This is a genomic window from Streptococcus pseudopneumoniae, from assembly GCF_001072925.1.
GTDB lineage: Bacteria > Bacillota > Bacilli > Lactobacillales > Streptococcaceae > Streptococcus > Streptococcus pseudopneumoniae_Q.
This window is the reverse complement of sequence record NZ_JVHE01000119.1, coordinates 34,510-60,531: the sequence shown is the minus strand read 5'-3', so window position 1 is coordinate 60,531 and position 26,022 is coordinate 34,510. Positions and strand designations below refer to the sequence as shown.

24 protein-coding genes and 1 tRNA gene are annotated in these 26,022 nt (G+C 39.5%); 4 read left to right on the top strand and 21 right to left on the bottom strand.

Annotated features, from left to right (window positions below):
• Positions 1–43: 43 nt before the first annotated feature.
• The 6 genes from vex2 to ADH81_RS09495 all read right to left on the bottom strand — a co-directional run bounded on the left by vex2 (position 44) and on the right by ADH81_RS09495 (position 5,495).
• Positions 44–691: an ABC transporter ATP-binding subunit Vex2 gene (gene vex2, locus ADH81_RS09520; protein ID WP_000173721.1), complete on the bottom strand. Its 648-nt coding sequence runs from the start codon at positions 689–691 to the stop codon at positions 44–46.
• Positions 692–704: 13 nt separating this feature from the next.
• The gene (locus ADH81_RS09515) at positions 705–1,982 is read right to left on the bottom strand and encodes an ABC transporter permease (protein WP_049528612.1); all 1,278 of its coding nucleotides are present in this window, start codon (positions 1,980–1,982) and stop codon (positions 705–707) included.
• A gap of 133 nt (positions 1,983–2,115) precedes the next feature.
• Positions 2,116–2,201 (bottom strand) — tRNA-Leu (locus ADH81_RS09510).
• 80 nt (positions 2,202–2,281) lie between these two features.
• Positions 2,282–2,857: a cysteine hydrolase family protein gene (locus ADH81_RS09505; RefSeq protein ID WP_049528609.1), complete on the bottom strand. Its 576-nt coding sequence runs from the start codon at positions 2,855–2,857 to the stop codon at positions 2,282–2,284.
• Positions 2,857–3,645 carry a GTP-sensing pleiotropic transcriptional regulator CodY gene (gene codY / locus ADH81_RS09500; RefSeq protein ID WP_000940719.1) on the bottom strand — a complete coding sequence of 263 codons (789 nt, stop codon included), beginning with the start codon at positions 3,643–3,645 and terminating at the stop codon, positions 2,857–2,859. Before codY ends, ADH81_RS09505 begins: the two co-directional genes overlap by 1 nt.
• A gap of 272 nt (positions 3,646–3,917) precedes the next feature.
• Positions 3,918–5,495, bottom strand: coding sequence for a DEAD/DEAH box helicase (locus ADH81_RS09495; RefSeq protein ID WP_049528606.1), 1,578 nt, complete (start codon positions 5,493–5,495; stop codon positions 3,918–3,920).
• A 339-nt stretch (positions 5,496–5,834) separates the two neighbouring features.
• Here ADH81_RS09495 and ADH81_RS09490 point away from each other — a divergent pair, with 339 nt between their 5' ends.
• The 4 genes from ADH81_RS09490 to ADH81_RS09475 all read left to right on the top strand — a co-directional run bounded on the left by ADH81_RS09490 (position 5,835) and on the right by ADH81_RS09475 (position 10,569).
• Complete coding sequence (locus ADH81_RS09490) at positions 5,835–7,151, top strand: FAD-containing oxidoreductase (RefSeq protein WP_049528604.1); 1,317 nt, start codon at positions 5,835–5,837, stop codon at positions 7,149–7,151.
• Positions 7,152–7,246: 95 nt separating this feature from the next.
• A complete protein-coding gene (gene murT / locus ADH81_RS09485; protein WP_049528602.1) occupies positions 7,247–8,590 on the top strand; it encodes a lipid II isoglutaminyl synthase subunit MurT in 1,344 nt (447 codons plus the stop codon).
• Complete coding sequence (gene gatD, locus ADH81_RS09480) at positions 8,590–9,372, top strand: lipid II isoglutaminyl synthase subunit GatD (RefSeq protein ID WP_049528599.1); 783 nt, start codon at positions 8,590–8,592, stop codon at positions 9,370–9,372. The genes murT and gatD overlap by 1 nt, the downstream gene beginning before the upstream one ends.
• 114 nt (positions 9,373–9,486) lie before the next feature.
• A complete protein-coding gene (locus tag ADH81_RS09475) occupies positions 9,487–10,569 on the top strand; it encodes a M24 family metallopeptidase (protein ID WP_049528597.1) in 1,083 nt (360 codons plus the stop codon).
• Positions 10,570–10,615: 46 nt separating this feature from the next.
• Here the strand turns inward: ADH81_RS09475 and ADH81_RS09470 are convergent, their stop codons facing one another.
• The 15 genes from ADH81_RS09470 to ADH81_RS09400 form a co-directional block, all read right to left on the bottom strand.
• Complete coding sequence (locus ADH81_RS09470) at positions 10,616–11,158, bottom strand: GNAT family N-acetyltransferase (protein ID WP_049528594.1); 543 nt, start codon at positions 11,156–11,158, stop codon at positions 10,616–10,618.
• Between the two features lie 204 nt (positions 11,159–11,362).
• Complete coding sequence (gene nadE / locus ADH81_RS09465; RefSeq protein WP_049528593.1) at positions 11,363–12,187, bottom strand: ammonia-dependent NAD(+) synthetase; 825 nt, start codon at positions 12,185–12,187, stop codon at positions 11,363–11,365.
• Positions 12,184–13,644 carry a nicotinate phosphoribosyltransferase gene (locus tag ADH81_RS09460; protein ID WP_049528590.1) on the bottom strand — a complete coding sequence of 487 codons (1,461 nt, stop codon included), beginning with the start codon at positions 13,642–13,644 and terminating at the stop codon, positions 12,184–12,186. Before ADH81_RS09460 ends, nadE begins: the two co-directional genes overlap by 4 nt.
• 107 nt (positions 13,645–13,751) lie before the next feature.
• Positions 13,752–14,240 (bottom strand): DUF6773 family protein, encoded by a 489-nt coding sequence (locus ADH81_RS09455; protein ID WP_049528588.1) that lies wholly within the window; start codon positions 14,238–14,240, stop codon positions 13,752–13,754.
• Positions 14,230–14,439, bottom strand: a complete 210-nt coding sequence (locus tag ADH81_RS09450) for a helix-turn-helix transcriptional regulator (RefSeq protein ID WP_001107501.1) — start codon at positions 14,437–14,439, stop codon at positions 14,230–14,232. The genes ADH81_RS09455 and ADH81_RS09450 overlap by 11 nt, the downstream gene beginning before the upstream one ends.
• Positions 14,440–14,589: 150 nt before the next feature.
• The gene (locus ADH81_RS09445) at positions 14,590–15,186 is read right to left on the bottom strand and encodes an HAD family hydrolase (RefSeq protein WP_049528586.1); all 597 of its coding nucleotides are present in this window, start codon (positions 15,184–15,186) and stop codon (positions 14,590–14,592) included.
• A gap of 51 nt (positions 15,187–15,237) precedes the next feature.
• Positions 15,238–15,648: a GNAT family N-acetyltransferase gene (locus ADH81_RS09440; RefSeq protein ID WP_080979317.1), complete on the bottom strand. Its 411-nt coding sequence runs from the start codon at positions 15,646–15,648 to the stop codon at positions 15,238–15,240.
• 97 nt (positions 15,649–15,745) lie between these two features.
• Complete coding sequence (locus ADH81_RS09435; RefSeq protein WP_049528663.1) at positions 15,746–17,119, bottom strand: amino acid permease; 1,374 nt, start codon at positions 17,117–17,119, stop codon at positions 15,746–15,748.
• A gap of 82 nt (positions 17,120–17,201) precedes the next feature.
• Positions 17,202–17,684 carry a transcription elongation factor GreA gene (gene greA, locus ADH81_RS09430; protein ID WP_000818756.1) on the bottom strand — a complete coding sequence of 161 codons (483 nt, stop codon included), beginning with the start codon at positions 17,682–17,684 and terminating at the stop codon, positions 17,202–17,204.
• Between the two features lie 354 nt (positions 17,685–18,038).
• Positions 18,039–19,799 (bottom strand): endolytic transglycosylase MltG, encoded by a 1,761-nt coding sequence (gene mltG / locus ADH81_RS09425; RefSeq protein WP_049528583.1) that lies wholly within the window; start codon positions 19,797–19,799, stop codon positions 18,039–18,041.
• A gap of 81 nt (positions 19,800–19,880) precedes the next feature.
• Positions 19,881–20,375, bottom strand: coding sequence for a GNAT family N-acetyltransferase (locus tag ADH81_RS09420; protein ID WP_049528581.1), 495 nt, complete (start codon positions 20,373–20,375; stop codon positions 19,881–19,883).
• Positions 20,372–20,887 (bottom strand): GNAT family N-acetyltransferase, encoded by a 516-nt coding sequence (locus tag ADH81_RS09415; RefSeq protein WP_049528579.1) that lies wholly within the window; start codon positions 20,885–20,887, stop codon positions 20,372–20,374. The genes ADH81_RS09420 and ADH81_RS09415 overlap by 4 nt, the downstream gene beginning before the upstream one ends.
• An 8-nt stretch (positions 20,888–20,895) precedes the next feature.
• A complete protein-coding gene (murC, locus tag ADH81_RS09410; RefSeq protein ID WP_049528576.1) occupies positions 20,896–22,230 on the bottom strand; it encodes a UDP-N-acetylmuramate--L-alanine ligase in 1,335 nt (444 codons plus the stop codon).
• Between the two features lie 11 nt (positions 22,231–22,241).
• Positions 22,242–22,838: a hypothetical protein gene (locus ADH81_RS09405; RefSeq protein ID WP_049528575.1), complete on the bottom strand. Its 597-nt coding sequence runs from the start codon at positions 22,836–22,838 to the stop codon at positions 22,242–22,244.
• Between the two features lie 58 nt (positions 22,839–22,896).
• On the bottom strand, positions 22,897–25,983 hold the full coding sequence (locus tag ADH81_RS09400; RefSeq protein WP_049528573.1) for a DEAD/DEAH box helicase: 3,087 nt from the start codon (positions 25,981–25,983) through the stop codon (positions 22,897–22,899).
• Positions 25,984–26,022: the final 39 nt, after the last annotated feature.

The following is a 26,022-nucleotide window of genomic DNA, read 5'->3' as shown; positions in this document are numbered from 1 at the left end:
AAGATTCCTTTCTAGATTTACTTCGCTTATATATTTAAAAGTTTTAGTTACTATTTCTTCTTGTTTCTGTCAGCTTTTTATCCTTCAATTCCAGTGTAATATCTGACGCCTGTGCTACTTCCTTACTGTGGGTCACAACGATCACACACTTGCCTGTTTTCTCAGCAAGAGATTTGAGCAGGTCAATGATATCCCCAGCTGTCTTAGGATCTAGGTTTCCTGTTGGTTCATCCGCTAAAATCACTGGTGCTTCCGATACAAGGCTACGAGCAATGGCCACCCGTTGTTGCTGCCCTCCTGATAATTGGAGAACATTCCGCTTGATTTGACTTTCATCTAAACCAAGTTCAAGAAGGATATCCTTGCTAGCTTTTTTATTAACCAAGCGGATATTTTCCAATGGAGAAAGATAATCAATCAAGTTATAGTTTTGGAAAACCAAAGAGATATGGTGCATGCGATGATAAGAATAACCTTGTTCACGAATATCCTTGCCTTCGAATAAGATAGCTCCTTCGACTGGGCTATCAAGTCCTGCTAATAGAGATAAGAGTGTTGACTTCCCAGCTCCTGAGTCTCCGATAATACTATAAAACTTGCCTGGTTCAAAATCGTAATTGATTTTATATAATACTGCTTCTGCAGTGTTCTTGTAACGATAAGTAAGATCTTGTAATTGTAGTAAAGTCATGATTTCTCCTTTATTAACTGATGGATGATAAAATTTCTTTCGGTGATTTTCTAAATAAAAAGATAAAACAAAGTGCAACCGATAAACAACTAATCACAAGTAAAAAGATATAAGATTCTCCAAATGATAGAAGATTTGTTGAAAGGTTCGTTGCTTTTGCTAGCGTATCTTGTAGTGCAGCTTGGTCATCGCTTGCTAGTACAGTCTTCAAGAGATAGGAAGTAATGGCATTCCCAGCTACAAATGCCGGCAAAATAGATGCCAATGAAACTAGGATGACTTCCAGGCAGAATTGGCTAAAGATTGCTCCTTTTCCCTTCCCTAGTGCCAATAAAATACCAACCTCGTAGACTCGCTCTCGTAACCAAAGAGATAAGACCAAGATTAGCGCTCCTACACCAGCAATCATAACGCCATAGAGGAAAATTTGTAAGAAGGTTTGGAAGGTCGAAACTGAATCCTTGATTTGTTCAAAAGCCTTATTTTCCTTTTCGACTTGGTAGCCTTTCGTTTCCAGGGATAACTTTTCAACCTCTTGAATGATGCTGTCCATATCTTTTGGATTTTCTAGATAGAAACGAGCGGCAGTAACTTGAGCTTCCTTATTTCCAAGAAGAGTTTGGCTACTTTCGTAGTCTGTATAGACCGTGTTTTCACTAAAGTCTGATGAGAGACCGGTAAATTTCTCTTGCTTCTTACCTAAGAAAATACCTACGATTTCATAGTCTAGCCTTTGTCCACTATTTCCTTCAACTTGACCAGGATTTAAACTAATCTTATCCCCAAGTTTTAAGTTATTCTTCTTAGCTAATTCTTCATGGACTAAGATTTTTTTACTATCCCCTTTTTCGAGATGTCTTCCTTCTTTAAGGGTAAAGGCGGAACTTGTAAAAGAAACATCCTTGGAAGAGTCTTCTAATGCAATCAAACTGATAAGATTCTTTTCAGCCTCTGTCAAATCATCCCTTTGGATACTTTGTTCTCCAGTAACGACTTCTTTGTCAGCTAACTTGGCTATTGTTTCTAGCTCAGGAGAAATCTCCTCAAGCCCCTGTATTTTTTTAAGGTCATCTAGTTGAGACAGTTGAAAAGTCTGATCTGCTTCTATTCTTTTAATAGAAAAAGACGTATTTAATGAGCGATAGAGATTATTTTCTACTGTTTTGTTGGACTTCATAAGCGTCAGACAAGCCGATATTCCAGCCAATAAGACAAATAGAATCAAGAATAAAATGAGACTTCTCAGTCGTTTTCTGCTGACGTAAGCCCAAGCTCTTTGAGTGGGATTCATATAACACCTCCATATTTGTAAAACTATTATAATATCCAAATATGAAATGTTTATGAAATCACAAAAAAAGAGCAAAATCTTTGCCCTTGTTTATATAAAAATAAAGAGCTAGCCGAAGCTAACTCTTTTCCTATGCGGAGAGAGGGACTTGAACCCTCACGACCTAAAGCGGTCACAGGATCCTTAGTCCTGCGCGTCTGCCAATTCCGCCATCCCCGCGTCGATTACTTTACTAGTATATCAACTTTCAATAACTTTGTCAACACTTTTTCAGATTTTTTTCAGTTTTTTTGAATACATTATTCTTTGATTTCAACAAGATTTTCATCAAGGAGTTTCGCTCCTAATGTATTCTGAAAATGTCCAAGTGCAAACTGATGGTTTTCAGGCCAAATGGATGCGACTGCTGGCTTGACAACTTCAATCTGATACCCAAGATTATAGGCATCGATAGCCGTATGCAATACACAGATATCTGTAAGAACACCTGTTAAGATGACTGTATCCACGCGACGCTCCCTCAGACGGATATCCAAATCTGTGCCAGAAAAAGCCGAATAGTGACGTTTGTCCATCCAGAAAACACGACTATCCTGGGCCTGTTCCTGATAAAATTCAGCTAACTTACCATATAGATTACGCCCGCTAGTCCCAATCAGATTATGAGGGGGAAATAGTTTACTTTCTGGATGAAAGACATCATTTTCCTCATGAGCATCAATGGTAAAGAAAATATAATCTCCACGGTCAAATGCTAATCTAGTTACCTGATTGATTACTTCTGATATTGCTTGAGCAGGAGCTCCTGCTGTCAATTTTCCATGATCCGCTACAAAATCTTCTGTATAGTCAATCGAAATTAAAGCCTTAGCCATTAATAGTCCCTCTTTTTCACTTCTTCAAAAATATCTGGGATCAAGACCTTAAGATAAGTTCCCTTCATCCCCAGTGAACGACTTTCAATAATTCCTGCTGATTCGAGTTTTCGAAGGGCATTGACAATCACAGAACGCGTAATACCGATACGGTCTGCAATGACTGACGCAGTTAATTGTCCTTCATTGCCTTTCAATTCACCTAAAATAGCTGATACTGCTCGTAACTCAGAGTAAGAAAGGGTGTTGACTGCCATCGTTACGGCTGTACGACGACGGATATTTTTCTCGTCTTCTTCACGTTGGAAGTTCAAAAGCTGAATACCAACCACCGTACTAGCAATCTCAACAAGAATCAAATCCTCATCTTCAAATTTCTTATCATTACGCCAGATAATCAAAGATCCCAAACGAATCCCAGAAACATGGATTGGAGCAATGGTTGTCAAACCTTCTGCGAAATCTGCACGACTCTCAACTGGAAAGATGCTTAATTCGTGATCTACAGTCAGATTTGCTTCTGTATCGTAAATCATATTTGCACCTTGAATATAGTCCTCAGGAAAAATTTTTGATTGGAAAAATTGCTCTACACGATCATTATTAGTCTTGTAGCGCATAAAATATCCTAAAAGACGTCCCTTACTATTTAGGATACAAGCGTTGCAATCAATAATATCCGCTAATTGGCGTGTGATGGCATTATATGGAAGATCATCTTGTAATTTCTCCTCCGCACGCTTCAGGATAGACGTAATTTTTCTCGTTTTTTCTAATAAATGTGCCATTTTTCACCTCGTATTTAATCGCTTCCATTATATCATAAAATGCCCATTATTTCAATAATTATCTGAAAATTGTTTATTGAATTGCAATTCATGACTGTTCGAAAATTTTTACTAGTTTTTTCTAATTTTCTTATTGACAGGTCCCAAAATTTTTGATAATATAATATTACAAGATAACAAATATATAAATCTATTTTCTCGTATTAAACTTTTCTTGACTCTCGGTCTCCTTATATATAAAAGCGATCCACCTCAGTGAACCGCTTTTTTTATTATTTATCGCCCTTGTTACGGATTACAAAACCAGTTTTCTTCTCGCTTGAAGTATTGCGTGGTTTTTTATTATCCTTACGATAACGTTTTTCCTTTTCAAAGCGGTCGTTTTTGCGACTGCCTTTTTTGAAGTCATCTCGACGTTCGCCACGACGATTGTCGCGACGGCGATCACGATCTCGACGATCCTCACCACGACGTCCTCCCTTGCCTTTACCACCAAATCCACCACCAGATGGTTTAAATGGCAATGGTTTCTCGCGCGCAATTTCAACTTCTGGAAGACTATCTGGATCCTGAACAGTTAAGCTTAGGATATACATTGCCAATTCTTCTGGACTGAATTCAGCTGCAAGTTTACGAGCGTCTTTTGCGAATTTGTCAAAGTTTCCACGAACAGTCTCATCGGCAAAGTCACGTTCAATTTTCTTCAACGCAACATGCTTTTTAGCTTGGAAGGCTTCTTCTGCTGTCGCTGGTTTCAACCCCTTCATGCGTTTTTTAGTCAAGTTTTCGATGATTTGAAGGTAGCCCATCTCATTTGGTGCTACGAAAGTAATCGATTGACCTGACTTACCAGCACGACCTGTACGACCGATACGGTGAACATAGCTCTCTGGATCTTGTGGAATGTCGTAATTATAGACATGAGTCACACCTGAGATATCCAAACCACGAGCCGCAACGTCCGTTGCTACGAGGACATCCAGATTGCCATTTTTAAAATCGCGAAGGACACGAAGACGTTTGTTTTGGTCCAAATCTCCATGAATCCCTTCTGCACGGAAGCCACGGATTTTCAGACCACGAGTCAACTCATCTACACGACGTTTTGTACGACCGAAGACAATAGACAACTCAGGCTGTTCAACATCCATAAGACGAGTCATAGTGTCAAATTTTTCTTGTTCCTTAACTCGGATATAGTACTGGTCTACTAGTTCTGTTGTCAACTCCTTGGCAGCAATCTTCACATGCTCAGGTTCTTTCATAAACTGAACCCCGATGCGTTTGATAGCTTCAGGCATAGTTGCTGAAAAGAGCAAGGTTTGACGATTTTCTGGGACACGAGAGATGATGGCTTCAATATCCTCAAGGAAGCCCATGTTAAGCATTTCGTCCGCTTCATCAAGAATAAGAGTCTCAATATCTTGCAATTTCAAGGCCTTGCGTTTGATCAAATCTAGGAGACGACCTGGTGTTCCAACTACGATATGAGCACCTGATTTAAGAGCCTTGATTTGTTTTTCGATACTTGAACCACCATAAACAGAACGGACTTTTACACCCTTGCTTCGACCAAAGCGGAAGAGTTCTTCCTGACTTTGCACAGCTAGTTCACGAGTTGGGGCAATCACCAAAGCTTGAATAGTTGCTTCTTCTGTACGGATTTTTTCAAGGGTTGGCAAACCAAAGGCAGCAGTTTTTCCTGTACCAGTTTGGGCTTGTCCGATAACATCTTTCCCTTCAAGAGCCAAAGGAATGGTTTGCTCTTGGATAGGACTTGCTTCTACAAATCCTGCTTTTTCAATTTCTGCTAATAAATCAGCTGAAAGATTAAATTCATTAAATTTCACGTTATTCTTCTTTCTAAAGATGGTGCGAAGCCATCCTATAGCGCTTAGTTTATACTTTTCTTGTCATGACGTACTTTCATATCTTTTATGAAAGACCGTGTTGCTTCTTTTCCACTAAAGAAAAGTACTGCTTTTTTGCAACTTATCTAGTATAACATAAGAGAGGGTCAAAAGATAGTCTAACCTCCTGATTAAGTCATGTAAACGATTTTTCTATCGATTTGCTTCACTCAAAAAGTATTTGTTAGAGCATTCGGTTCCTGAAACTATTTTCCGTAGCAGATTTGTGCAAAAGTTTTTTTCTTGTGCTAGAATGAAAATCGAACAGGAGGAATAAAAATGTTAACATACGATTTAATTGTAATAGGATTTGGTAAGGCAGGTAAAACGCTTGCTGGAAAACTAGCTTCAGCTGGTAAAAAGGTTGCCCTTATCGAACGTAGTAAGGCGATGTACGGTGGAACTTGTATCAATATCGGTTGCATCCCAACTAAAACCTTGCTAGTTGCTGCTGAGAAAGACTTGTCTTTTGAGGAAGTCATGGCTACTAAAAATACGGTTACTACACGCCTCAATGGAAAAAATTATGCTACTGTAGCTGGTACAGGTGTAGATATCTTTGATGCTGAAGCACACTTTGTCTCAAACAAGGTTATTGAAATTCAAGCTGGTGATGAAAAACAAGAACTAACAGCTGAAACTATCGTCATCAACACTGGTGCTGTTTCAAATGTATTACCAATCCCAGGTCTTGCTACAAGTAAGAACGTCTTTGACTCAACAGGAATCCAAAACTTGGAACAATTGCCTGAAAAACTTGGAATTCTTGGTGGTGGAAACATTGGTCTTGAATTTGCTGGTCTTTACAACAAACTCGGAAGCAAGGTAACAGTCTTAGATGCAATGGACACTTTCTTACCTCGTGCAGAACCTTCCATCGCAGCTCTTGCTAAACAATACATGGAAGAAGACGGCATCGAATTGCTTCAAAACATCCATACTACTGAAATCAAAAACGATGGTGACCAAGTTCTTGTTGTGACTGAAAATGAAACCTATCGTTTCGATGCCCTTCTCTATGCAACAGGACGTAAACCAAATGTTGAACCTCTACAACTTGAAAATACAGATATTGAACTAACTGAACGTGGTGCTATCAAGGTGGACAAACATTGTCAAACAAACGTTCCTGGTGTCTTTGCAGTTGGAGATGTCAACGGCGGCCTTCAATTCACTTACATTTCACTTGATGACTTCCGTGTTGTATACAGCTACCTTGCTGGTGATGGCAGCTACACCCTTGAAGACCGTCTCAATGTACCAAATACTATGTTCATCACACCTGCACTTTCACAAGTTGGTTTGACTGAAAGCCAAGCTGCTGAATTGAAGCTTCCATACGCTGTTAAGGAAATCCCTGTTGCAGCTATGCCTCGTGGACATGTAAATGGTGACCTTCGTGGTGCCTTCAAAGCTGTTGTCAATACTGAAACAAAAGAAATTCTTGGCGCAACTATCTTCTCTGAAGGTTCACAAGAAATCATCAACATCATCACTGTTGCAATGGACAACAAGATTCCATACACTTACTTCACAAAACAAATCTTCACTCACCCAACCTTGGCTGAGAACTTGAATGACTTGTTTGCGATTTAATAGATTTAATAATAGAAAGCAGCCCTCCTTGGGCTGTTTTTCTTTTTCTAAAATCTCAAATCTGTCTTTTTCAGCATTTATGATATAATAGAAACATGAAATTAAAAACTACTTTGGGCCTTCTTGCTGGGCGTTCTTCTCACTTTATTTTGAGTCGTCTTGGACGTGGAAGTACGCTGCCTGGAAAACTTGCCCTTCAATTTGATAAAGATATTTTACAACATTTAGCGAAGAACTATGAGATTGTTGTGGTAACTGGTACCAATGGAAAAACCTTGACAACCGCTCTCACTGTCGGTATCCTTAAGGAAATTTATGGTCAAGTTTTAACTAATCCAAGTGGTGCCAACATGATCACAGGGATTACAACGACTTTCTTGACTGCAAAATCTTCAAAAACTGGAAAAAATATTGCGGTTCTTGAAATCGATGAAGCTAGTCTCTCACACATCTGTGACTATATCCAGCCTAGTCTTTTCGTCATTACCAATATCTTCCGTGACCAAATGGACCGCTACGGAGAGATTTATACGACCTACAAGATGATTTTGGATGCTATTCGAAAAGTTCCTACTGCTACTGTCCTCCTTAACGGTGACAGTCCACTTTTCTACAAGCCTGCAATTCCAAATCCTGTTCAGTATTTTGGTTTTGATTTGGAAAAAGGTCCAGCAAAACTTGCTCACTACAATACTGAAGGTATTCTCTGCCCAGACTGTCAAAGTATTTTGAAATATGAGCTTAATACTTATGCCAACTTAGGAGCTTATATCTGCGAAAACTGTGGATGTAAACGTCCTGACTTGGACTACCGTCTGACAGAATTGGTGGAATTGACTAACAATCGTTCTAGCTTTGTTATCGATGGTCAAGAATACGGTATTCAAATTGGTGGACTCTACAATATTTACAATGCTCTAGCTGCGGTTGCTATTGCCCGTTACCTTGGAGCCGATTCTCAACTGATCAAACAAGGATTTGACAAGAGCCGTGCTGTATTCGGTCGCCAGGAGACCTTCCATATCGGTGATAAGGAATGTACACTGGTTCTCATCAAAAATCCTGTTGGTGCTACCCAAGCTATTGAAATGATAAAACTAGCTCCTTATCCGTTTAGCCTTTCTGTTCTCCTAAATGCCAACTATGCAGACGGGATTGATACCAGCTGGATTTGGGATGCTGATTTTGAACAAATTACTGACATGGATATCCCAGAAATCAACGCCGGTGGCGTTCGTCATTCTGAAATCGCTCGTCGTCTTCGAGTAACTGGTTATCCAGCTGATAAAATCACTGAAACAAGCAGTCTGGAACAAGTTCTTAAAACGATTGAAGCTCAAGACTGCAAACATGCTTATATCCTTGCGACTTATACGGCCATGCTGGAATTCCGAGATTTACTAGCTAATCGTCAGCTTGTTAGAAAGGAGATGAACTAATGGTTTATACTTCACTTTCCTCAAAAGACGGCAACTATCCTTACCAGCTAAATATCGCCCACCTCTATGGTAACCTCATGAATACCTACGGAGATAACGGGAATATCCTCATGCTCAAGTACGTCGCTGAAAAGCTTGGGGCCCATGTGACAGTTGACATCGTTTCACTTCATGATGATTTCGATGAAAATCACTACGACATCGCCTTTTTCGGTGGCGGCCAGGACTTTGAACAGAGCATCATTGCTGGTGATTTGCCAGATAAAAAAGAAAGCATTGACAACTTTATCCAAAATGATGGGGTCGTCCTAGCTATCTGTGGCGGTTTCCAATTACTGGGTCAATACTATATTGAAGCTTCTGGAAGACGCATCGAAGGTCTAGGTGTCATGGGACATTACACCCTTAACCAAACCAACAACCGCTTTATCGGTGACATTAAAATTCATAATGAAGAATTTAATGAAACTTATTATGGCTTTGAAAACCACCAAGGCCGCACCTTCCTTTCAGAGGACCAAAAACCGCTTGGCCAAGTTGTTTATGGAAATGGAAACAATGAAGAAAAGGTCGGTGAAGGTGTTCACTATAAAAATGTCTTTGGTTCCTACTTCCACGGACCTATCCTCTCCCGAAATGCCAATCTCGCTTATCGCCTAGTAACTCTTGCCCTCAAAAAGAAATACGGTCAGGATCTTGTCCTTCCAGCTTACGAAGACATTCTCAGCCAAGAAGTTGCTGAAGAATATGGCGATGTTAAGAGCAAAGCAGATTTTAACTAATATTTAGATTCCAACTTGCTTCGGCTGTTGGAATTTTTTTAGGCTCTTTTCCCCTTCTCTCTTGCATTTTCTACTAATTTTTGCAAAAATAGAGGGGTAGAAAGAAGGTAGCATATGTCTAAATTACAACAAATCTTAACTTATCTTGAATCAGAAAAGCTAGACGTCGCTGTCGTATCTGACCCCGTCACAATTAATTACCTCACTGGCTTTTACAGTGATCCACACGAACGTCAAATGTTCCTTTTTGTCCTTGCAGATCAGGAACCGCTTCTCTTCGTTCCAGCACTTGAGGTTGAACGTGCAACTAGCACTGTCTCTTTCCCAGTAGTTGGCTACGTGGACTCTGAAAATCCTTGGAAGAAAATCCAAAACGCCTTGCCACAGCTTGATTTCAAACGTGTAGCAGTTGAGTTTGATAATCTCATCTTGACTAAATACCACGGTTTAAAATCTGTCTTTGAAACTGCGGAGTTTGAAAACTTGACTCCATTGATCCAACGCATGCGCTTGATCAAATCAGCAGACGAAGTGCAAAAGATGATGGTTGCAGGTCTCTATGCAGACAAATCTGTTAAGGTTGGTTTTGACAATATCTCTCTTGACAATACCGAAACAGATATCATTGCACAAATTGATTTTGCTATGAAACGTGAAGGCTATGAAATGAGCTTTGATACCATGGTCTTGACTGGTGATAACGCTGCAAACCCACATGGTATTCCTGGAGCAAACAAGGTTGAGAACAATGCCCTTCTCCTATTTGACCTTGGTGTTATGGTCAATGGTTATGCATCAGATATGACTCGTACAGTCGCTGTTGGTAAACCTGACCAATTCAAGAAAGATATTTACAACTTGACTCTTGAAGCCCAACAAGCTGCCCTTGACTTTATCAAACCTGGTGTGACAGCTCATGAAGTAGACCGAGCTGCCCGTGAAGTGATCGAAAAAGCTGGCTACGGTGAGTACTTCAACCACCGTCTCGGTCATGGTATCGGTATGGACGTCCACGAATTTCCTTCCATCATGGAAGGAAACGACATGGTCATCGAAGAAGGCATGTGCTTCTCAGTTGAACCTGGTATCTATATTCCAGGTAAAGTCGGTGTCCGTATCGAAGACTGCGGTGTTGTTACCAAGGATGGCTTCGACCTCTTTACAAGCACCAGCAAAGATTTACTTTATTTTGATTAAAAAGTATATTATAAAAAATAAGATGGAAAAGTTATTCTTTTCCATCTTATTTTTTGATTTGATAATAAATTTTATCAGCGATATAACCTTTTCGTTCAACTGCATTTGGAATTGTCTTCCAAAAAGTCATACCCGCCTTTTCCATGATACGACCAGAAGCGGGATTTAAACTTGCATAGCAGGCATTAACCTCTTTAAATTCAATCTCATCCAGACAGTATGATAAAACTGCTTTCAAGGCTTCTGTCATGAGTCCTCGTCCCCAGTAGTCCATTCCTAAGATATATCCGATCTCACAGCTAGAGTTTTCTTCATCCACACTGACCAGACTAATATCTCCAATGACAAAATTTGGATTTTCTTTGAGACAAATGGCCCATTTGTAATAGTTAGGATTGTCATAGGATGCTACCCAATTGCCAATAGAGTTTCGAGTCTGTTCGACATTCAGGTGCGGATCCCAAGTAACATAGGTTAGATTATCTAGACGAGAAGCCCAATTCTCAAACATAGCTCGGGCATCACCTTCCACAAATCTCCTCAAAATCAAACGTTCTGTCTCTATATTTTGTGTACCTAGTGCTTTCATAATCGTAACTCGCTTTCTATTTTATGGATGGGCTCAAACTTACATTGACCTATCTCAGTCTCCTATTGCAAGTTATAAAGTGAAAAAGGTCCTCCGGACTTTCCTCGTTCTCCTGTTTCTAGACTCGGGGTAAAAACCTCCCCCGGAGGTTATTCTTGCTTTCTAATTTCTAGGCAAGAAGGTAAAAAGGTCCCCCGGACCTTTTTACTCCCAAAACGTATCAAAGACAGTGATTGGTAGGTGGCGTTTGTGTTGGCCTTTGTACCACCATTTTTCAATGGTTGCTTGGGCTTCTGGGCTGACTTGTTTACCTTCGAGGTAGTCATCAATCTCTGCGTAGGTTACACCGAGTGCAACTTCATCTGCCAATCCTGGTTTCTCTTCTTCTAGATCGGCAATCGGTACTTTTTCATAGAGAGCAGGATCAGCTCCGAGCTCCTTCAATAGTTGTTTTCCTTGACGTTTGTTGAGGCGATAGAGAGGAAGAATATCTGCACCGCCGTCACCGAACTTGGTAAAGAAACCTGTAACATTTTCTGCAGCATGGTCAGTCCCGATAACTGCTCCGCTATGAGCACCTGCTAGGGCATACTGAGCAATCATACGACTACGAGCCTTGATATTCCCTTTATTAAAGTCTGACATTGGACTACCAGTAGCCTCTACTGCCGCTGCCATTGCATCTACAGATTCCTTTATATTAACGACCAAGCTCACATCTGGTCGGATAAAAGCTAGTGCTTTTTGCGCATCATCCTCGTCAGCTTGCACTCCATACGGCAGGCGAACAGCGATAAATTTATAAGAATCATCTCCAGTTTCTGCTCGCATTTCTTCCATAGCTAGTTGGGCAAGGCGACCAGCTAAAGTCGAGTCTTGACCACCAGAAATGCCCAATACAAAACTTTTAAGGAAGGGATGCTTTTTCAGATATCGCTTTAAAAAATCAACCGAACGACGAATTTCTTCCTGTGGATCAATCACAGGTTTTACTCCTAATTGTTGAATAATACTTTCTTGTAAGGTCATTCTTCTTCTCCTTCACCTAGAGCTTCCTTACGCATCTTATCAATCAAGTCCATCTTATCTTGCCATACATCACGAGCCAAGTCGACAGGATAATGTTGTGGGTTAAGAACACGTTTGTATTCGTCCCAGAGCTTGTCAAATTCCTTACGAGCATAGGCTTGAATTTCAGATAAACTTGGTAAATCATAGACTAGCTTACCTTCCTTGAAAATGTCTACCAAGAGAGGAACAGCATCAAAATTGCGGACAGTTTTCTTGATGTAAGTATAGGTTGGATGGAACATCTTAATCTCCGTCATACTAGTAACATCTACACCATCGTATGTAATGTAGTCACCTTCAGACTTGCCTTTTTCACGGCTGGTGATGCGCCAAACCTGTTTCTTACCTGGTGTTGAAACCTTCTCTGCATTATTTGAAAGTTTGATGGTATTGCGCATCTGACCATTTTCATCTTCAATGGCAACAACCTTATAAACTGCTCCTAGAGCTGGTTGGTCATAAGCAGTGATGAGCTTAGTCCCTACACCCCAGACATCAATCTTAGCTTTTTGCATTTTGAGGTTAAGGATGGTATTCTCATCAAGGTCATTTGATGCATAGATCTTAGCATCTGTAAATCCTGCCTCGTCCAGTTGTTGACGAACTTTTTTAGAAATATAGGCGATATCTCCAGAGTCAATACGGACACCAAGGAAATTAATCTTATCACCAAGTTCACGCGCAACCTGAATTGCTGCTGGAACACCTATCCGAAGAGTATCGTAGGTATCCACTAGGAATACACAGTTTTTGTGCGTTGAGGCATAAGCTTTGAAAGCCTGATAATCATTTCCATAAACTTGAACTAATGCATGGGCATGAGTTCCTAAAACCGGAATACCAAAGAGCTTACCTGCACGTACATTACTAGTTCCATTGGCACCACCAATGACAGCCGCACGAGTTCCCCAGATAGCTGCATCCATTTCTTGAGCACGACGTGTACCGAACTCCATCAAAGGCTCATCTTCAATGACTGAACGAATACGAGCCGCCTTAGTCGCAATCAAGGTTTGAAAGTTGACGATGTTCAAGAGAGCTGTTTCAACCAATTGACACTGAGCCAAAGGACCTTCCACTTGAACAATCGGTTCATTGGCAAATACCAAATCCCCTTCTTGAGCAGAACGTACAGTCAATTCCAACTTGAGATTACGGAGATATTCCAAGAAAGCACCATGATAACCAAGTGACTCCAAATAAGCAATATCGCTATCCGAAAAACGCAAATTTTCAAGGTATTTCACAATTCGTTCCAAACCTGCAAATACAGCATAACCGTTTTTGAAAGGTTGTTGGCGGAAATAAACTTCAAAAACTGCTTTCTTGTTATGAATGCCTTGGTCGAAGTAAACTTGCATCATGTTAATTTGATACAAATCAGTGTGCAAAGTTAAACTATCATCTGGGTACATATACTGTCCTTCTTCCCTATTTGTAAAAAGATGAAAATGTTTCTTCTTTTCTAATAAATTAGTACTATTATAACACATTTTCTCGATATTGATAAAAAGCTAACAAGCTATTCCATGCTCTCGAGCTTATCCATATCTTTTTCATACTTTTTCTGAGCCCATTCACCATAACTTTTTAATCCTAAGTTTCCAATAAATACCCAAGGGAGATAAAAGACATAGGTAAATACCCAAGCAAAAATGTATTTAAGATGTAGAGGGTTATGCTGATATATTTCGATATTGAACTGGTAGTTCTGTAGCATCAAGGTAGCTGTAATCACTAGAGTTAATAATAGGCAACCTAAAATTGTAAAATGAAAACGACTATAGTAGGTCACACCTAGACTTCTAGCACGATTGATAAAGTAAAAATTCCCTATGATAATAATAGCGAGAAGCATGCTAGGATTAAAAACGCTTGGTGCTAACACTGATATGAAATAAGCTAGAAACAATAATCCGATAGAAATATGAAAACTCTCTGCACCAGCTTTATGAAGTTGTTGCTCTTCTCTTTCATCTAATAATTGATAATAATAAAATTTATTTTTCATCTTCTTCCTCCCAAAATAATTGGTCTAAAGTTTTGCCTAAGCATCTGCAAATGGACTGGCAAAGGGAGAGACTAGGATTATATTTCCCAGCTTCTATCAAGCCGATAGTCTGTCTAGTCACACCTACAGCTTCTGCCAAGTCACCTTGTGTCATATCAAGCTCTACTCGAGCAAGTTTTAATTTTAAATTCTTAGCCACTTCTTACCTCCTTTATAATTTTAAAAAGTTGCGCTTCTTTCTAAGTTCATTATATCATATATTTTACATTATGCAATATATATCTGTCATTTTGTACATTTTTTTTAACAAAAAAACTCTCTACCAGCTAAATGATAGAGAGTTTTCTGCTTATTCAAATTTTTTCAAAATATCTACAACGTCACTTCTCTGTTTGACTTGGTAGGCTTTGATGCCTAATGTCTCAGCCATCTTAGTGTTGTCTGCTATATCATCAAGAAAGACACAATTTGCTGGATCCAACTCGTATTTACAGAGGATTTCTTCAAACATTTTTCGATCAGGTTTGATGACCTTAATATCACAGGAAAGAACAAACCCATCTAAAATCTTTTCTAGAGGTGCTAGTTGATCTTTCAATAAGTCATAAAAAACTGGCGAGGTATTAGATAGGACAAAAATACGATGACCTTTTTCCTTTAAACGGGCAAGCAGCGAAAAGACTTCCGTGTAAATATCGATATAGGCTGGCCAATTCCAAATGACTTCTTCAACCTTTTCCCGATAACAATCCCCTAACAGAGAAAGAACCTTATCAACCAATTCTTCTCGAGTCAAAGTCCCTAAGTCCAATCTTTCCCAGAGCCCCGACTGGAAAATAGACTTGTCTAAGATCAGATAATCTTTCTGAGTTTTAGCTACAGCTTTCAAAATCTTATCCTTGTTCCATTCCAGTAAAACATTACCCATATCCAGTATGATATCCATCAACCTACCTCCATTATGATGTGCCACCCTCTTCAATCGTTCATTTTCCGTTTACAACTCTTTTTGATAATAGTGCCTTTGTCCAGTATAGGGATAGTCTTTCATAGTAAAAACTTCCTTGTAGCCATACTTCTGATAAAAGGCTGGCGCTTGAAATTGATAAGTATTTACAAAAGCAAAGCGACAGTTTCTCTTTTTAGCTTCACTCTCTGCTTGCTGCAATAGTTGGGAGCCGATTCCTTGTCCTCGCAACTCCTCTTTCACAAATAAATACTCGATTTCTAGCCAATTCCCAAAGGTCTCTGCTACTAAGCCAGCCATAAGTTGACCGCTATCATCTTCGACATAAAGGTTAAGGGGCTCACTTTCAGCTGCTTCTCTCTTAGAACGATTATAGGAGCGAATCAAATCTCCTATTATTTGCGATTTCTGAGACTCTGTATTTTCCAATCTTACCTGCATACAAACCTCCTAAAGACACTTATAGCTTGATTATAGTCTTATTACCAAGAGCTGTCAAACTAGAAAACTCATCAACCTGAGTTGATGAGCTTCTGACTTATTTTCTAAATTTCCATTGGCTATAAATACCAAAAGCAACAATCCAGATAGCTGAACCTCTTGCTCCCATTACAGTTGATTCTTGTAAGAAGAGTGTTCCAAATACAAAGATAAAGAAGAGCATGGTCAGAGGATTTAGCAAGCGGTATTGAGGCATGAGATAGCCATTTGCCATAAAGTCTTTAGACTTGCGATACTTGAGATGGGCTACCATAATCAAGATGTAGATGGCGATATAAACACCTGATGAAGAAGCTGTAATCAAAGCAAAGGCATCTGATACGCCAGGAAGTACATTGATGAAGGCTGCAAAACCAATCAATACGGCAGAAGCAATGATAGCATTCTGAGGAACGTTGTGGCGTGAGAGTGTGTCTGCCTTAATAGCTTTCAAGAAACGATTTGGTGAATCATGGGCAATTTGGTATAAGTGACGCCCTGTTGAGTAAAGGGTTGAATTCAAGGCTGATGCAGCTGAAGTCAAAACTACAAAGTTAATTAGAGCTGCTGCCCACTTAAGACCAACAAGTTCAAATACCGTTACAAATGGTGAATCTGTCGCAGAAAGCTCACGCCAAGGAATAATAGACATGATGGCTAAGAGAGCTCCACCGTAGAAAAAGATAATTCGCAAAGGAATTTCCTTAACAGCTTTAGGCAAGACTTTTCGAGGATCCTTGGTTTCAGATGTTGTAACACCGATAAACTCAATCATCAAGTAAGCAAAGAAAACCATTTGAAAGGCCATGATAAAGTTCATAGCACCATTTGGGAAAAGGGAGAATTGATCACTGATATTAGCAAGACTTGCTGAACCATAAGGCGTTTCAAAGCCAGTCAATACTAGAAAAACACCTGTCGCGATCATGGCAAGAATGGCCACGATTTTGATCATAGCAAACCAAAATTCTACTTCACCAAAGATTTTAACGGCAATCAAGTTCACCAAGCCGAGTATTGTCAGAAATACAACCTGAATCAACCAAGAGGGCCAAGATGGAAACCAAAACTGAACATAGTGAGCAATAGCCGTAATCTCGGCCATACCGATAAAGACTACTGAGAGCCAGTAAGACCAGACTGAGAAGTAACCCCAACCCTGACCTAGATAACGGGTAATAAAGTTGATAAAGGTATGTTGCTCCGGATCTTGGTACAACATTTCCCCGATAGCACGCATCATAAGATACATGAAGCCACCCGTAATCATATAGACTAGGACAATAGAAGGTCCTGTTAAACTAATAGAGCGACCAGCCCCTAGAAACAGTCCTGTTCCAATCGTTCCTGCAATGGCCATAACCTGAACATGGCGATTGGTTAACCCACGTTCCATTTTATTTTTCTTTTTGTGCTTATTTTCTGAATTCATATAGTCTCCTCTAGTTTTTAGAATAAAGAAAAGGAGTAATGGGAAGCGCTTTCCCTGCATCTACTCCTTCTTTTCATTCCTATTAAACTGTTTTTTCTACTTTTAAGATTTTAACATCATAGCTTCCTACAGGTGTTTCGATCGTAGCAGTATCACCTGTTTTCTTACCAATCAAGGCTTGCCCAATTGGGCTTTCATTTGATACTTTACCTGCAAAGGCATCTGCACCCGCTGATCCCACGATGATATATACTTCTTCGTCGTCTTCACCAATTTCTTGGATAGTTACTGTTTTCCCGATAGCAACTTCATCTTGAGCAACTGCATCGCTATTGACAATCTCAGCATAACGGATTTTTGTTTCCAAGCTAGAGATTTGTCCTTCAACGAAGGCTTGCTCGTCCTTAGCTGCTTCATACTCACTATTTTCTGACAAGTCACCGTATGAACGCGCAATCTTGATGCGTTCTACAACTTCTGGACGACGAACTAGTTTCAACTCTTCTAATTCTTTTTCGAGTTTTTCTTTTTCTTCAAGGGTCATTGGATATGTTTTTTCTGCCATTTTTCTCAACTTTCTTTTGATTAAATTTAAATTTCTTTAGGTAGTAAAGCAAAATTATGTGGTAAACCACATAATTTTACAATGAAGACAAAGTCTTTTTAAAGCTTTCCTTAAATGATTTTGGTTAGTAGCGACCTTTTAAAATCTGTGCCTAAACCTAATGATTCTATCACTTCTAGACTCAGGTTCAAATAAGAGGTAAGTTTTTACTTTCGTAATTTCCGAACGCCTAAAACTTGTGAATTTCAGGCGTTTCTAATCATAGCGGAAAGACTTGTGTGACTTGCTATTCCCGTAAAAATTAGAGATTCTTTTCTACATTCACGGATGTAATAGCAAATCTTGTTCTAAGAGTTAGTTTGAACTACTTGATTGTGTCAATTTACTGTTAACATGCTCTGCAACGTTTCGATCATGTTCCTCTCGTGTCGTTGCAAAGTAAACCTTACCATCTTGTACATTGGCTACAAAGTAGAGATAGTCGCTCTTAGTTTGATTGATACTTGCTTCAATTGCATCCAGACTTGGACTGTCTACTGGACCAGGCATTAAGCCAAGGTTTGTATAAACATTATATGGTGAATTGATTGTTGTATCAATTGCTGCATCATCTGCCAAGCTAATATTTTGTCCTAGTTTACCTTCTGCATAGAGAATAGCAATATTACTTTGGAGCGGCATGCCAAGGTTCAAACGATTATAGAAAACTCCAGCGATCAGTTTGCGATCGTCAGTTTTCAAACCTTCTTTTTCCACAAGTGATGCAATGGTGAGGAGTTCATTCACTGTCAAGTTCTTTTCTTTGATTGCAGTATAATGTGCTGACAAGTTTTTGTCCATAGCTGCCACCATTTCATCAATCAAGCTTTCAACAGTTGTGCTTTCTTTGATGCTATATGTTGCTGGGAAAAGATAACCTTCTAAACGGTAACGAACACCACTTTCCTTAGTTGGTAAACTTTCAAGAAGGGTTGGATACTTAGCAACTAATTGAGAGATAAAGGTTTCATCTTGAACTTTTGCTAGGAAGGCATCCGCAGTCAAGGGTTCTTTAAACTCTCCTTGAAGCTGACCAACCGTTTGTGCGATTTGATCAAGGGTATAACCTTCAGGGATTGTAAGATTTGCAAGTGCAACCTCTTGAGGTTGAGGAGTTCCACCCTTTTGCAATTCTTTGATGATATCATCTGTACTCATGCTCTTTTGCAAATTGTAGTAACCAGATTTTAAATCAGAATAGTCTTTATACTTAGCATAAAGGCTAAAGATAAACCCGTGTTTTACCAATCCAGAGTTCTCTAATGTATCACCAATTTGCTGAAGATTGGCCCCTTCTGGAATCTGAACCGTGACATACTGTTTTGAATTTGCATCGACTGGTTGGAGTGCAGATTCGACATAACGGTAACCAAAGAAACCACCCACACCTAGTAAAACCAATAAAACAAATACTGTTACGAAAAATCCTTTCAAGCGTGATTTTTTCTTTTTCTTGATTGGTTTCACTGACTCTTTACGACTTCTTCTAGGAAGTTCAGTTCTAGTTTCAACTGGAGCAACTGGTTCTTGACTTGGAGTTTCTTTTGCAAGAACTGTTGGTTTCGGTTGAGGTTTAATATTCTTTCTAGCAGGACTTGGTTTAGCCTGATTCGTACGATAAGAAACTGGAATCCTTGTCGAAATAGCATTGAACTCTTTCTCTTCTTCCGCTGGTTGAGCAGGTTCAAGAGGCTTGACGGGTTCAACAGCTTCCGTTGATGGTAGAGGATCTGGAGCTACAGCTGACTCTGAAACTACAGCTGGCTCTGAAGATACAACTGGTTCTGAAGCTACAGAAGTTTCAACTGAATCATCTTGTAAAACTGGACGTGGTGGAACTGCTGGAGCATTAGCAAGTAATTCATCCACTAAAGAAACAGAATTGGCCATCAAATCTTCTACAGAAGGTTCTTCCGCTGCTTTTTCCGCTTCTGAACTATTACTTAAATTTGAAAACAAATCATCGTTGCTACTTTTCGTATTCGCGATGCCGTCTTCTCTTTTTAATCTTTCTAAATCTCTTAAAATTTGTTCTTTAAAACTTAACTTTTCTTCTTCTCGAGAATTTTCGCTCAAAGGTGTTACCTCCTTGTTGATAATCCATAATATTATATCTTAAAAACTAAAGAAAAGCAACCATAGATGCCTTTCTGATGCCTAATTCGTGTTTTCCCAGACCATGTCATACCATTCTTCACCAGCAAAAGTCGACTTTGATTTTCCTTCATTCACAAAACCATGTTTCTCATAATAGCCAATGAGATAGTCATGGCAGGTTAGATTGATTCCCTCACGCTCATGCTTAAGAGCGAGATCTTTTAAAGCGGTCAATAATTTTCGTCCGACACCTAATGCCTGAGCTTCCTTAGCAATGGAGAGACAAGTCACAGAGATATAGCCACCTTTTTGATGGCTATAATCTTTAATGTCTTCTGTAAAGGACTGGTCTTGTAAATATCGATGAGGGACTACTGGTCCCTCAATATAGCCTAGTATTTCGCCCTCTTTTTCAGCTACTAAAAAACTGGTCTTAATTTCCTTCAGATGAGCTTCAAAAACAGGACGAGGAATGGCTTCTTCAATTGAAAAATTTTCTAGTTCAATTTCAAAGATACGATCTAAATCTGTCAATCTAGCTTGTCTAATAATCATATTTTCTCCTGATAATAGGGATTCTGCCAACGCATGAGAAAGGCAACCTCACTGCTCCTTTCTCCATCTACGATCCCTTGTTCCACAAATCCATTCATTTCAAAGTAGGCCAGCAACTCATCCTCACAAAGCAGATAAATACCTGGTCTATTTTGCTGACGGGTAACTTCCTTCAAAGCTGCTAGCAACAAGGTTCCAAAGCCTTGCCTCTGATAATTCGGATGAGCAGATAAAGCATCAATAACGAGATTTCTATTACTAATAGCTTCTCCATCTGCCATCTCTACTATCCATCTACTTACTGAGGATGTAGCAAAATCTGTCGCTAAAATATAAGCAATCACCTGATCATCCAGGCTAGCTAAGAGAAACGTACCCGCATGGTTGCGGATACGTTCTTCTATTATTTCTCTATTCATTATTTCTAGGGAATTTGAAATACTTTCTTGTATCAAGCAAATCTGATTTATATCTGATTGCTGTGCTTCCCTGATTTTAATTGGAAATTCCATGATCTTCCTTACTGAACATTGCTTGTCAAATTAGACAAGAGACGTTCGAATGAATATTCATAAGTTTGGATATCGCCAGCTCCCATGAAAACATAGACAGCATTGTCATGGTCTAGGAGTGGAGAAACATTTTCAACTGTGATAACTTGATGTTTCTTGTTGATTTTATTGGCAAGGTCTTCTACCTTGACATCACCATGGTCCACCTCACGAGCTGAACCGTAGATTTGTGCGAGGTAAACTGCATCAGCCTGATTCAAGGCTTGGGCAAAATCATCCAACAAGGCGATGGTACGAGTAAAGGTATGTGGTTGGAAAATTGCCACGATTTCCTTGCTTGGATATTTTTGACGTGCAGCATCTAGCGTCGCAATGATCTCAGTTGGATGGTGAGCAAAGTCATCAATGATAACCGTATTATTAACAACCTTTTCTGTAAAGCGACGTTTCACTCCACCAAAAGTCTTCAAGTGTTCACGTACTAAATTCAAGTCAAAGCCAGCAGTATAAAGCAAACCAATCACTGCTGTAGCATTCATGATATTGTGGCGACCGAAAGTTGGAATATGGAATTGGCCCAACTCTTGACCACGGAAGTGAACGGTAAAGGTTGAACCTGTTGTAGAACGAAGCAAGTCACTTGCTACAAAGTCATTACCTTCTGCTTCAAAACCATAGTAGTAAATCGGAGCATTAGCCGTAATCTTACGCAACTCAGCATCTTCACCGTAAACGAACAAGCCTTTAGTAATTTGTTTGGCATAATCATTGAAGGCGTTGAAGACATCCTCTAAGCTTGTGAAATAGTCAGGGTGGTCAAAATCGATGTTAGTAATGATAGAGTACTCTGGATGATATGGCATGAAATGGCGCTCATACTCGTCTGATTCAAAGACAAAATACTTGGCATTTTCAGAACCACGACCTGTACCATCTCCGATCAAGTAGCTAGTATCAGTGATGTGTGACAAGACGTGAGAAAGCATCCCAGTTGTTGAAGTCTTACCGTGTGCACCAGCAACTCCCATACTGATAAAGTCACGCATAAAACTACCAAGAAACTCATGATAACGTTTATAGCTGATACCATTTTGGTCCGCGTAAGCAATTTCAACATTGTTATCTGGACGGAAGGCATTACCAGCGATAATTTCTAAATCACCTTGAAGATTTTTTTCATCAAAAGGTAAAATTGTAATCCCTGCTTGCTCTAGTCCACGTTGTGTAAAGTAGTACTTTTCAACGTCAGAACCTTGCACCTTGTGCCCCATTTGATGCAACATCAAAGCCAAGGCACTCATACCTGATCCTTTGATTCCGATAAAATGATAGGTTTTTGCCATTTTCTTCCCCTCTATTCGCTCATTCTAGTCAAGTTAAGCTCTTGGGCCACTTGACGTTCTTGTTCTTTTTGTTTGCTTTTTTTGTTATAAATTTGGCTTTTCTTTAAAAAGTCATAATTGTTTTTCTTGGAATGACTTGTTTCACCATCTGAAATTGGATGTTCCACTTGAGAAACTGTTTCTGCCAAAATATAGTGAGACTGACCTAACTTCTGACTATATTTCGCAAATTCTCCTGGATTTTCCTTTTGAAAAGGTGCTGTCGGTTGATTTGCTGGACGCACATGGCTTGTCTTCGGTTGACGTCTCGTATGACTTACATCCTGAGTCAAATATCTAGCCGAGCGCTTCTTTTTCAAATCCGCGCGAGCTTCTTCACGCGCTAATTCAGCATATGATTTTTCTTTTTTCTCAATCGATTTTACAAGAGGCTTGGCTTCCTCTTGCTTTTTGTCTTCAGTGATTGGAGACCATTCCAAGTAGTTTTTGTCTTGGTAATCACCTTTTATATTACTGATGAAATCAGACTCATCGTAGAGATTCATAACTGGCATTTCTGTCAACATGACTTCATCATCTGCCACTATTGGAAATCGTTTTTGTGTCATATTTATTTCCTTTCAATACTCCATTATAGCGTAATGTCTTGATTTTTCAAGTATAGGCTCATGAAATCCCTAAAATTTCTCGTATTTCAGCTAGACTCAGACTGCCACGAGACTCTGTTCCATCCAAGATTTCAGAAACAAGATTTTTCTTTTTCTCTTGTAATTCTTGAATCTTTTCTTCAATTGTACCTCGAGTCACAAGGCGATAAACTTCAACAGCTTGCTCTTGCCCCATACGATGGGCGCGACCGATAGCCTGCGATTCAACTGCAGGGTTCCACCATAAGTCTACTAAAATGACTGTATCGGCACCAGTGAGATTGAGACCGACCCCGCCAGCCTTTAGGGAAATTAAAAATACATCGCGCTCTCCTTGGTTAAAAGCCTTGGTCATTTCCTGACGTTCTTGCGAAGGTGTTGAACCCGTAATTTTAAAGGAAGTCAAGCCTAAGTCAGGCAGCTCTTGCTCAATCCGATCCAGCATACCTCTAAATTGTGAGAAAATAAGTACACGATGCCCACCTTCAGCAATCTGAACCAGCAAATCTCGTAAACTATCCAGCTTTCCGCTCTCTCCTTGGTAGTCCTCCATAAAGAGCGCAGGCGTATCACAAATCTGACGCAGACGCATGAGTCCAGTCAAAATTTCGACGCGATTTCGTTGAAATTCCGAATCGCTTACCTGTCCCAAACGTTCCTGCATCTGTTGAAGCTGAGCAAGATAGATAGCTTTTTGTTGATCCTCCAGTTCATTCTTATAGACAACTTCAATCAAGTCAGGCAACTCTGTCAAAACCTCTTCTTTCTTACGTCTCATGACAAAGGGTTTGATAAATTGAGCCACTCTCTCGGTTGATAGTTTCATAAATTCCTTCTTAGCAGGTAAGAGGCCTGGTAAGACAATCTGAAAAATCGACCAGAGTTCTCCCAGATGGTTTTCAATCGGTGTTCCTGATAGTGCAAAGACAGATGGAACCACAAATCGTCGTAAACTTTGAGCAATTTTCGTTTGTGCATTTTTCATCACTTGAGCTTCATCTAGAAAAAGAAAATCAAAAGATAGGTCTCGATAAATTTCACTATCTTGACGGAAAGTAGCATAGCTTGTCACATAAATCTGATGATTTTCTGCCAAAATTGACTCTCGATGAGATTTTAAGCCATGCACGACCACGACATCCAAATCTGGAGCAAACTTTTGAAATTCATCAGCCCAGTTATAGATTAAGCCAGACGGAGCAAGGATTAGGACACTAGTATCTGCTTGAACCTGACTACTTAAAAAGGCGATAGTTTGCAAGGTCTTCCCAAGTCCCATATCATCTGCTAAAATCCCACCAAAGCCATAATGGTGAAGCATTTGAAGCCACTGAATTCCCTTTTTTTGATAGTCTCTAAGTTCTGCTTGGATATTCAGCTCTTTCATCGGAAAATCTTCTGGATGCGTCAAATCATGGGCCAGATTGCGAAATTCTTCGGTGAAAGAAATTTGATCCTGATTCTTAAATAGATGAGATAGGGTATAAGCTAGGGATTTACGAGCTCGAAAAGCTCCATCTTGTAGGTCCTCTATCCCTAATTCTTCTAAATCCTGACGGATACGCTTGGTCTGATCATCGAAATAGTAAACCTGATTCGAAGAGCTGATGTAATAATCCTGCTTCTCAACTAGCGCTTTCATCGCTCGATCGATTTCTTCTTGATCTATATTTTGAAAATCAAATTGAATTTCTAATAGGCTTCCCTTGGATGAGATGTGAACTTGAGGCTTCTGAACCTGATAAAGGTCTTGCAAGCTCTCAGAAATCTTTAATTCTCCAAGTGCAGCAAAGGATGGCAAAACTTCCTGAAAGAAGGCATGAACTGCATCAGCTTTCAAACTTTGACGCCATGAACGAAAATCTGCTTCAAATCCAGCAGATAGAGCCAACTGAAAGATTTGCTTCTCCAGTTGAATATCACTAGCAAAAGGAAGACTCTCCAGTTCATTTCGATTCCTTACTAAGCAAGTTTCATACTGAAACTGCATATCCAAACGGATAGAACCGTCCTCTTCTCCTTCCATGTAGAAAGAAGGACGGAAAGACTGAATTTGAAGCGTATCAGGAGCTTTTACCTCTCCTATGTCTTTAAACTGCGACAAGGTCGAAGCTAGAAGATCTCGATCACTAGTATCAAATTGTAAAATCTTTCTACCACTTTTATCGATAGATACTTTTTTTAATTTTTCTATAAGTCTAGCTTGTTCTTTAGACAGAAGATAAAATGTACCTTTAGTAAACAAGACTTGTCCCTTATAAAACGAATTAAGTTCTACCTGTTGGACAATTTCCATCTCATAATAGTTGGATTTTTCTTCAATTTTAAAGGTAAATAAGCCTGCTTGACCATCAAAATCTTGAAATACAAGATGAGAATAGCTTGAAATCTGATGGTCAAATTGAAATTCATCTAAGCCCATCAGCAGACTAACACCCGGCTCAAAAAAAGACAGTGGGAAATAGAGATGACGACCTTGATTTTGGAAAAAGAGGGCATTTTCAACCTCATCTTCTACAATTCCCTGAAGGAAATTCAGAACAAATTGGCTACTTTCATCAAACTGACGAATATTCAAGGAAGTTTCATATAACTTTCCAATCATGTAGGGTTTACTAGTTTCTAACACCTTCAGAAAAAGAGGAATATCTCGGATTACATAAAATTTCTGTGTCTGGATAAGACCGACTCTCAAAGTCCAAATAATGCGATTAGTCCCTGCTTCAATCTGCCCCTGAGCAGACAACTGATAGATTTCAGAAAGACTAGGAATTTGAATGGATTCTAAAAACTTTCCTCCAAAAGTAACCTGAGTTTCGACTTCTTCTTTCTGTTCGTGCACATTTTCCAGATTTCCCAAGAGTTCCTGACCAATCGGATCATTTTTCAGGTAATGCTCTAGTGCTGCCAAATGCACACAAAACCCTCTTTTTTGGAAAAAATCACAAGCACAAAAAACCAAATCATCATCCAGGCTATAGCGAATTTCTTCATCTGCTACACGCGCATAGAGGCGATGGTCTTTCTCTTTGATAATTTCAATCTGACTAGTTTCGTAGAGTTGAGCTCCCTCCATTCGAAGCTTCCCTGGAATCAATTTAGCCATATTTTCCCCTTTACTTTATCTCTTAATTATACCACATTT

Excerpts from the sequence above, each read along its gene's own strand:
- vex2 (WP_000173721.1), bottom strand. The coding sequence starts at position 691 with ATGACTTTACTACAATTACAAGATCTTACTTATCGTTACAAGAACACT.
- ADH81_RS09515 (WP_049528612.1), bottom strand. The coding sequence starts at position 1,982 with ATGAATCCCACTCAAAGAGCTTGGGCTTACGTCAGCAGAAAACGACTG.
- ADH81_RS09505 (WP_049528609.1), bottom strand. The coding sequence starts at position 2,857 with ATGGCTAAGGCTTTAATTTCGATTGACTATACAGAAGATTTTGTAGCG.
- codY (WP_000940719.1), bottom strand. The coding sequence starts at position 3,645 with ATGGCACATTTATTAGAAAAAACGAGAAAAATTACGTCTATCCTGAAG.
- ADH81_RS09490 (WP_049528604.1), top strand. The coding sequence starts at position 5,835 with ATGTTAACATACGATTTAATTGTAATAGGATTTGGTAAGGCAGGTAAA.
- murT (WP_049528602.1), top strand. The coding sequence starts at position 7,247 with ATGAAATTAAAAACTACTTTGGGCCTTCTTGCTGGGCGTTCTTCTCAC.
- gatD (WP_049528599.1), top strand. The coding sequence starts at position 8,590 with ATGGTTTATACTTCACTTTCCTCAAAAGACGGCAACTATCCTTACCAG.
- ADH81_RS09475 (WP_049528597.1), top strand. The coding sequence starts at position 9,487 with ATGTCTAAATTACAACAAATCTTAACTTATCTTGAATCAGAAAAGCTA.
- ADH81_RS09470 (WP_049528594.1), bottom strand. The coding sequence starts at position 11,158 with ATGAAAGCACTAGGTACACAAAATATAGAGACAGAACGTTTGATTTTG.
- nadE (WP_049528593.1), bottom strand. The coding sequence starts at position 12,187 with ATGACCTTACAAGAAAGTATTATTCAACAATTAGGAGTAAAACCTGTG.
- ADH81_RS09460 (WP_049528590.1), bottom strand. The coding sequence starts at position 13,644 with ATGTACCCAGATGATAGTTTAACTTTGCACACTGATTTGTATCAAATT.
- ADH81_RS09455 (WP_049528588.1), bottom strand. The coding sequence starts at position 14,240 with ATGAAAAATAAATTTTATTATTATCAATTATTAGATGAAAGAGAAGAG.
- ADH81_RS09445 (WP_049528586.1), bottom strand. The coding sequence starts at position 15,186 with ATGGATATCATACTGGATATGGGTAATGTTTTACTGGAATGGAACAAG.
- ADH81_RS09440 (WP_080979317.1), bottom strand. The coding sequence starts at position 15,648 with ATGCAGGTAAGATTGGAAAATACAGAGTCTCAGAAATCGCAAATAATA.
- ADH81_RS09435 (WP_049528663.1), bottom strand. The coding sequence starts at position 17,119 with ATGAATTCAGAAAATAAGCACAAAAAGAAAAATAAAATGGAACGTGGG.
- greA (WP_000818756.1), bottom strand. The coding sequence starts at position 17,684 with ATGGCAGAAAAAACATATCCAATGACCCTTGAAGAAAAAGAAAAACTC.
- ADH81_RS09420 (WP_049528581.1), bottom strand. The coding sequence starts at position 20,375 with ATGATTATTAGACAAGCTAGATTGACAGATTTAGATCGTATCTTTGAA.
- ADH81_RS09415 (WP_049528579.1), bottom strand. The coding sequence starts at position 20,887 with ATGGAATTTCCAATTAAAATCAGGGAAGCACAGCAATCAGATATAAAT.
- murC (WP_049528576.1), bottom strand. The coding sequence starts at position 22,230 with ATGGCAAAAACCTATCATTTTATCGGAATCAAAGGATCAGGTATGAGT.
- ADH81_RS09405 (WP_049528575.1), bottom strand. The coding sequence starts at position 22,838 with ATGACACAAAAACGATTTCCAATAGTGGCAGATGATGAAGTCATGTTG.
- ADH81_RS09400 (WP_049528573.1), bottom strand. The coding sequence starts at position 25,983 with ATGGCTAAATTGATTCCAGGGAAGCTTCGAATGGAGGGAGCTCAACTC.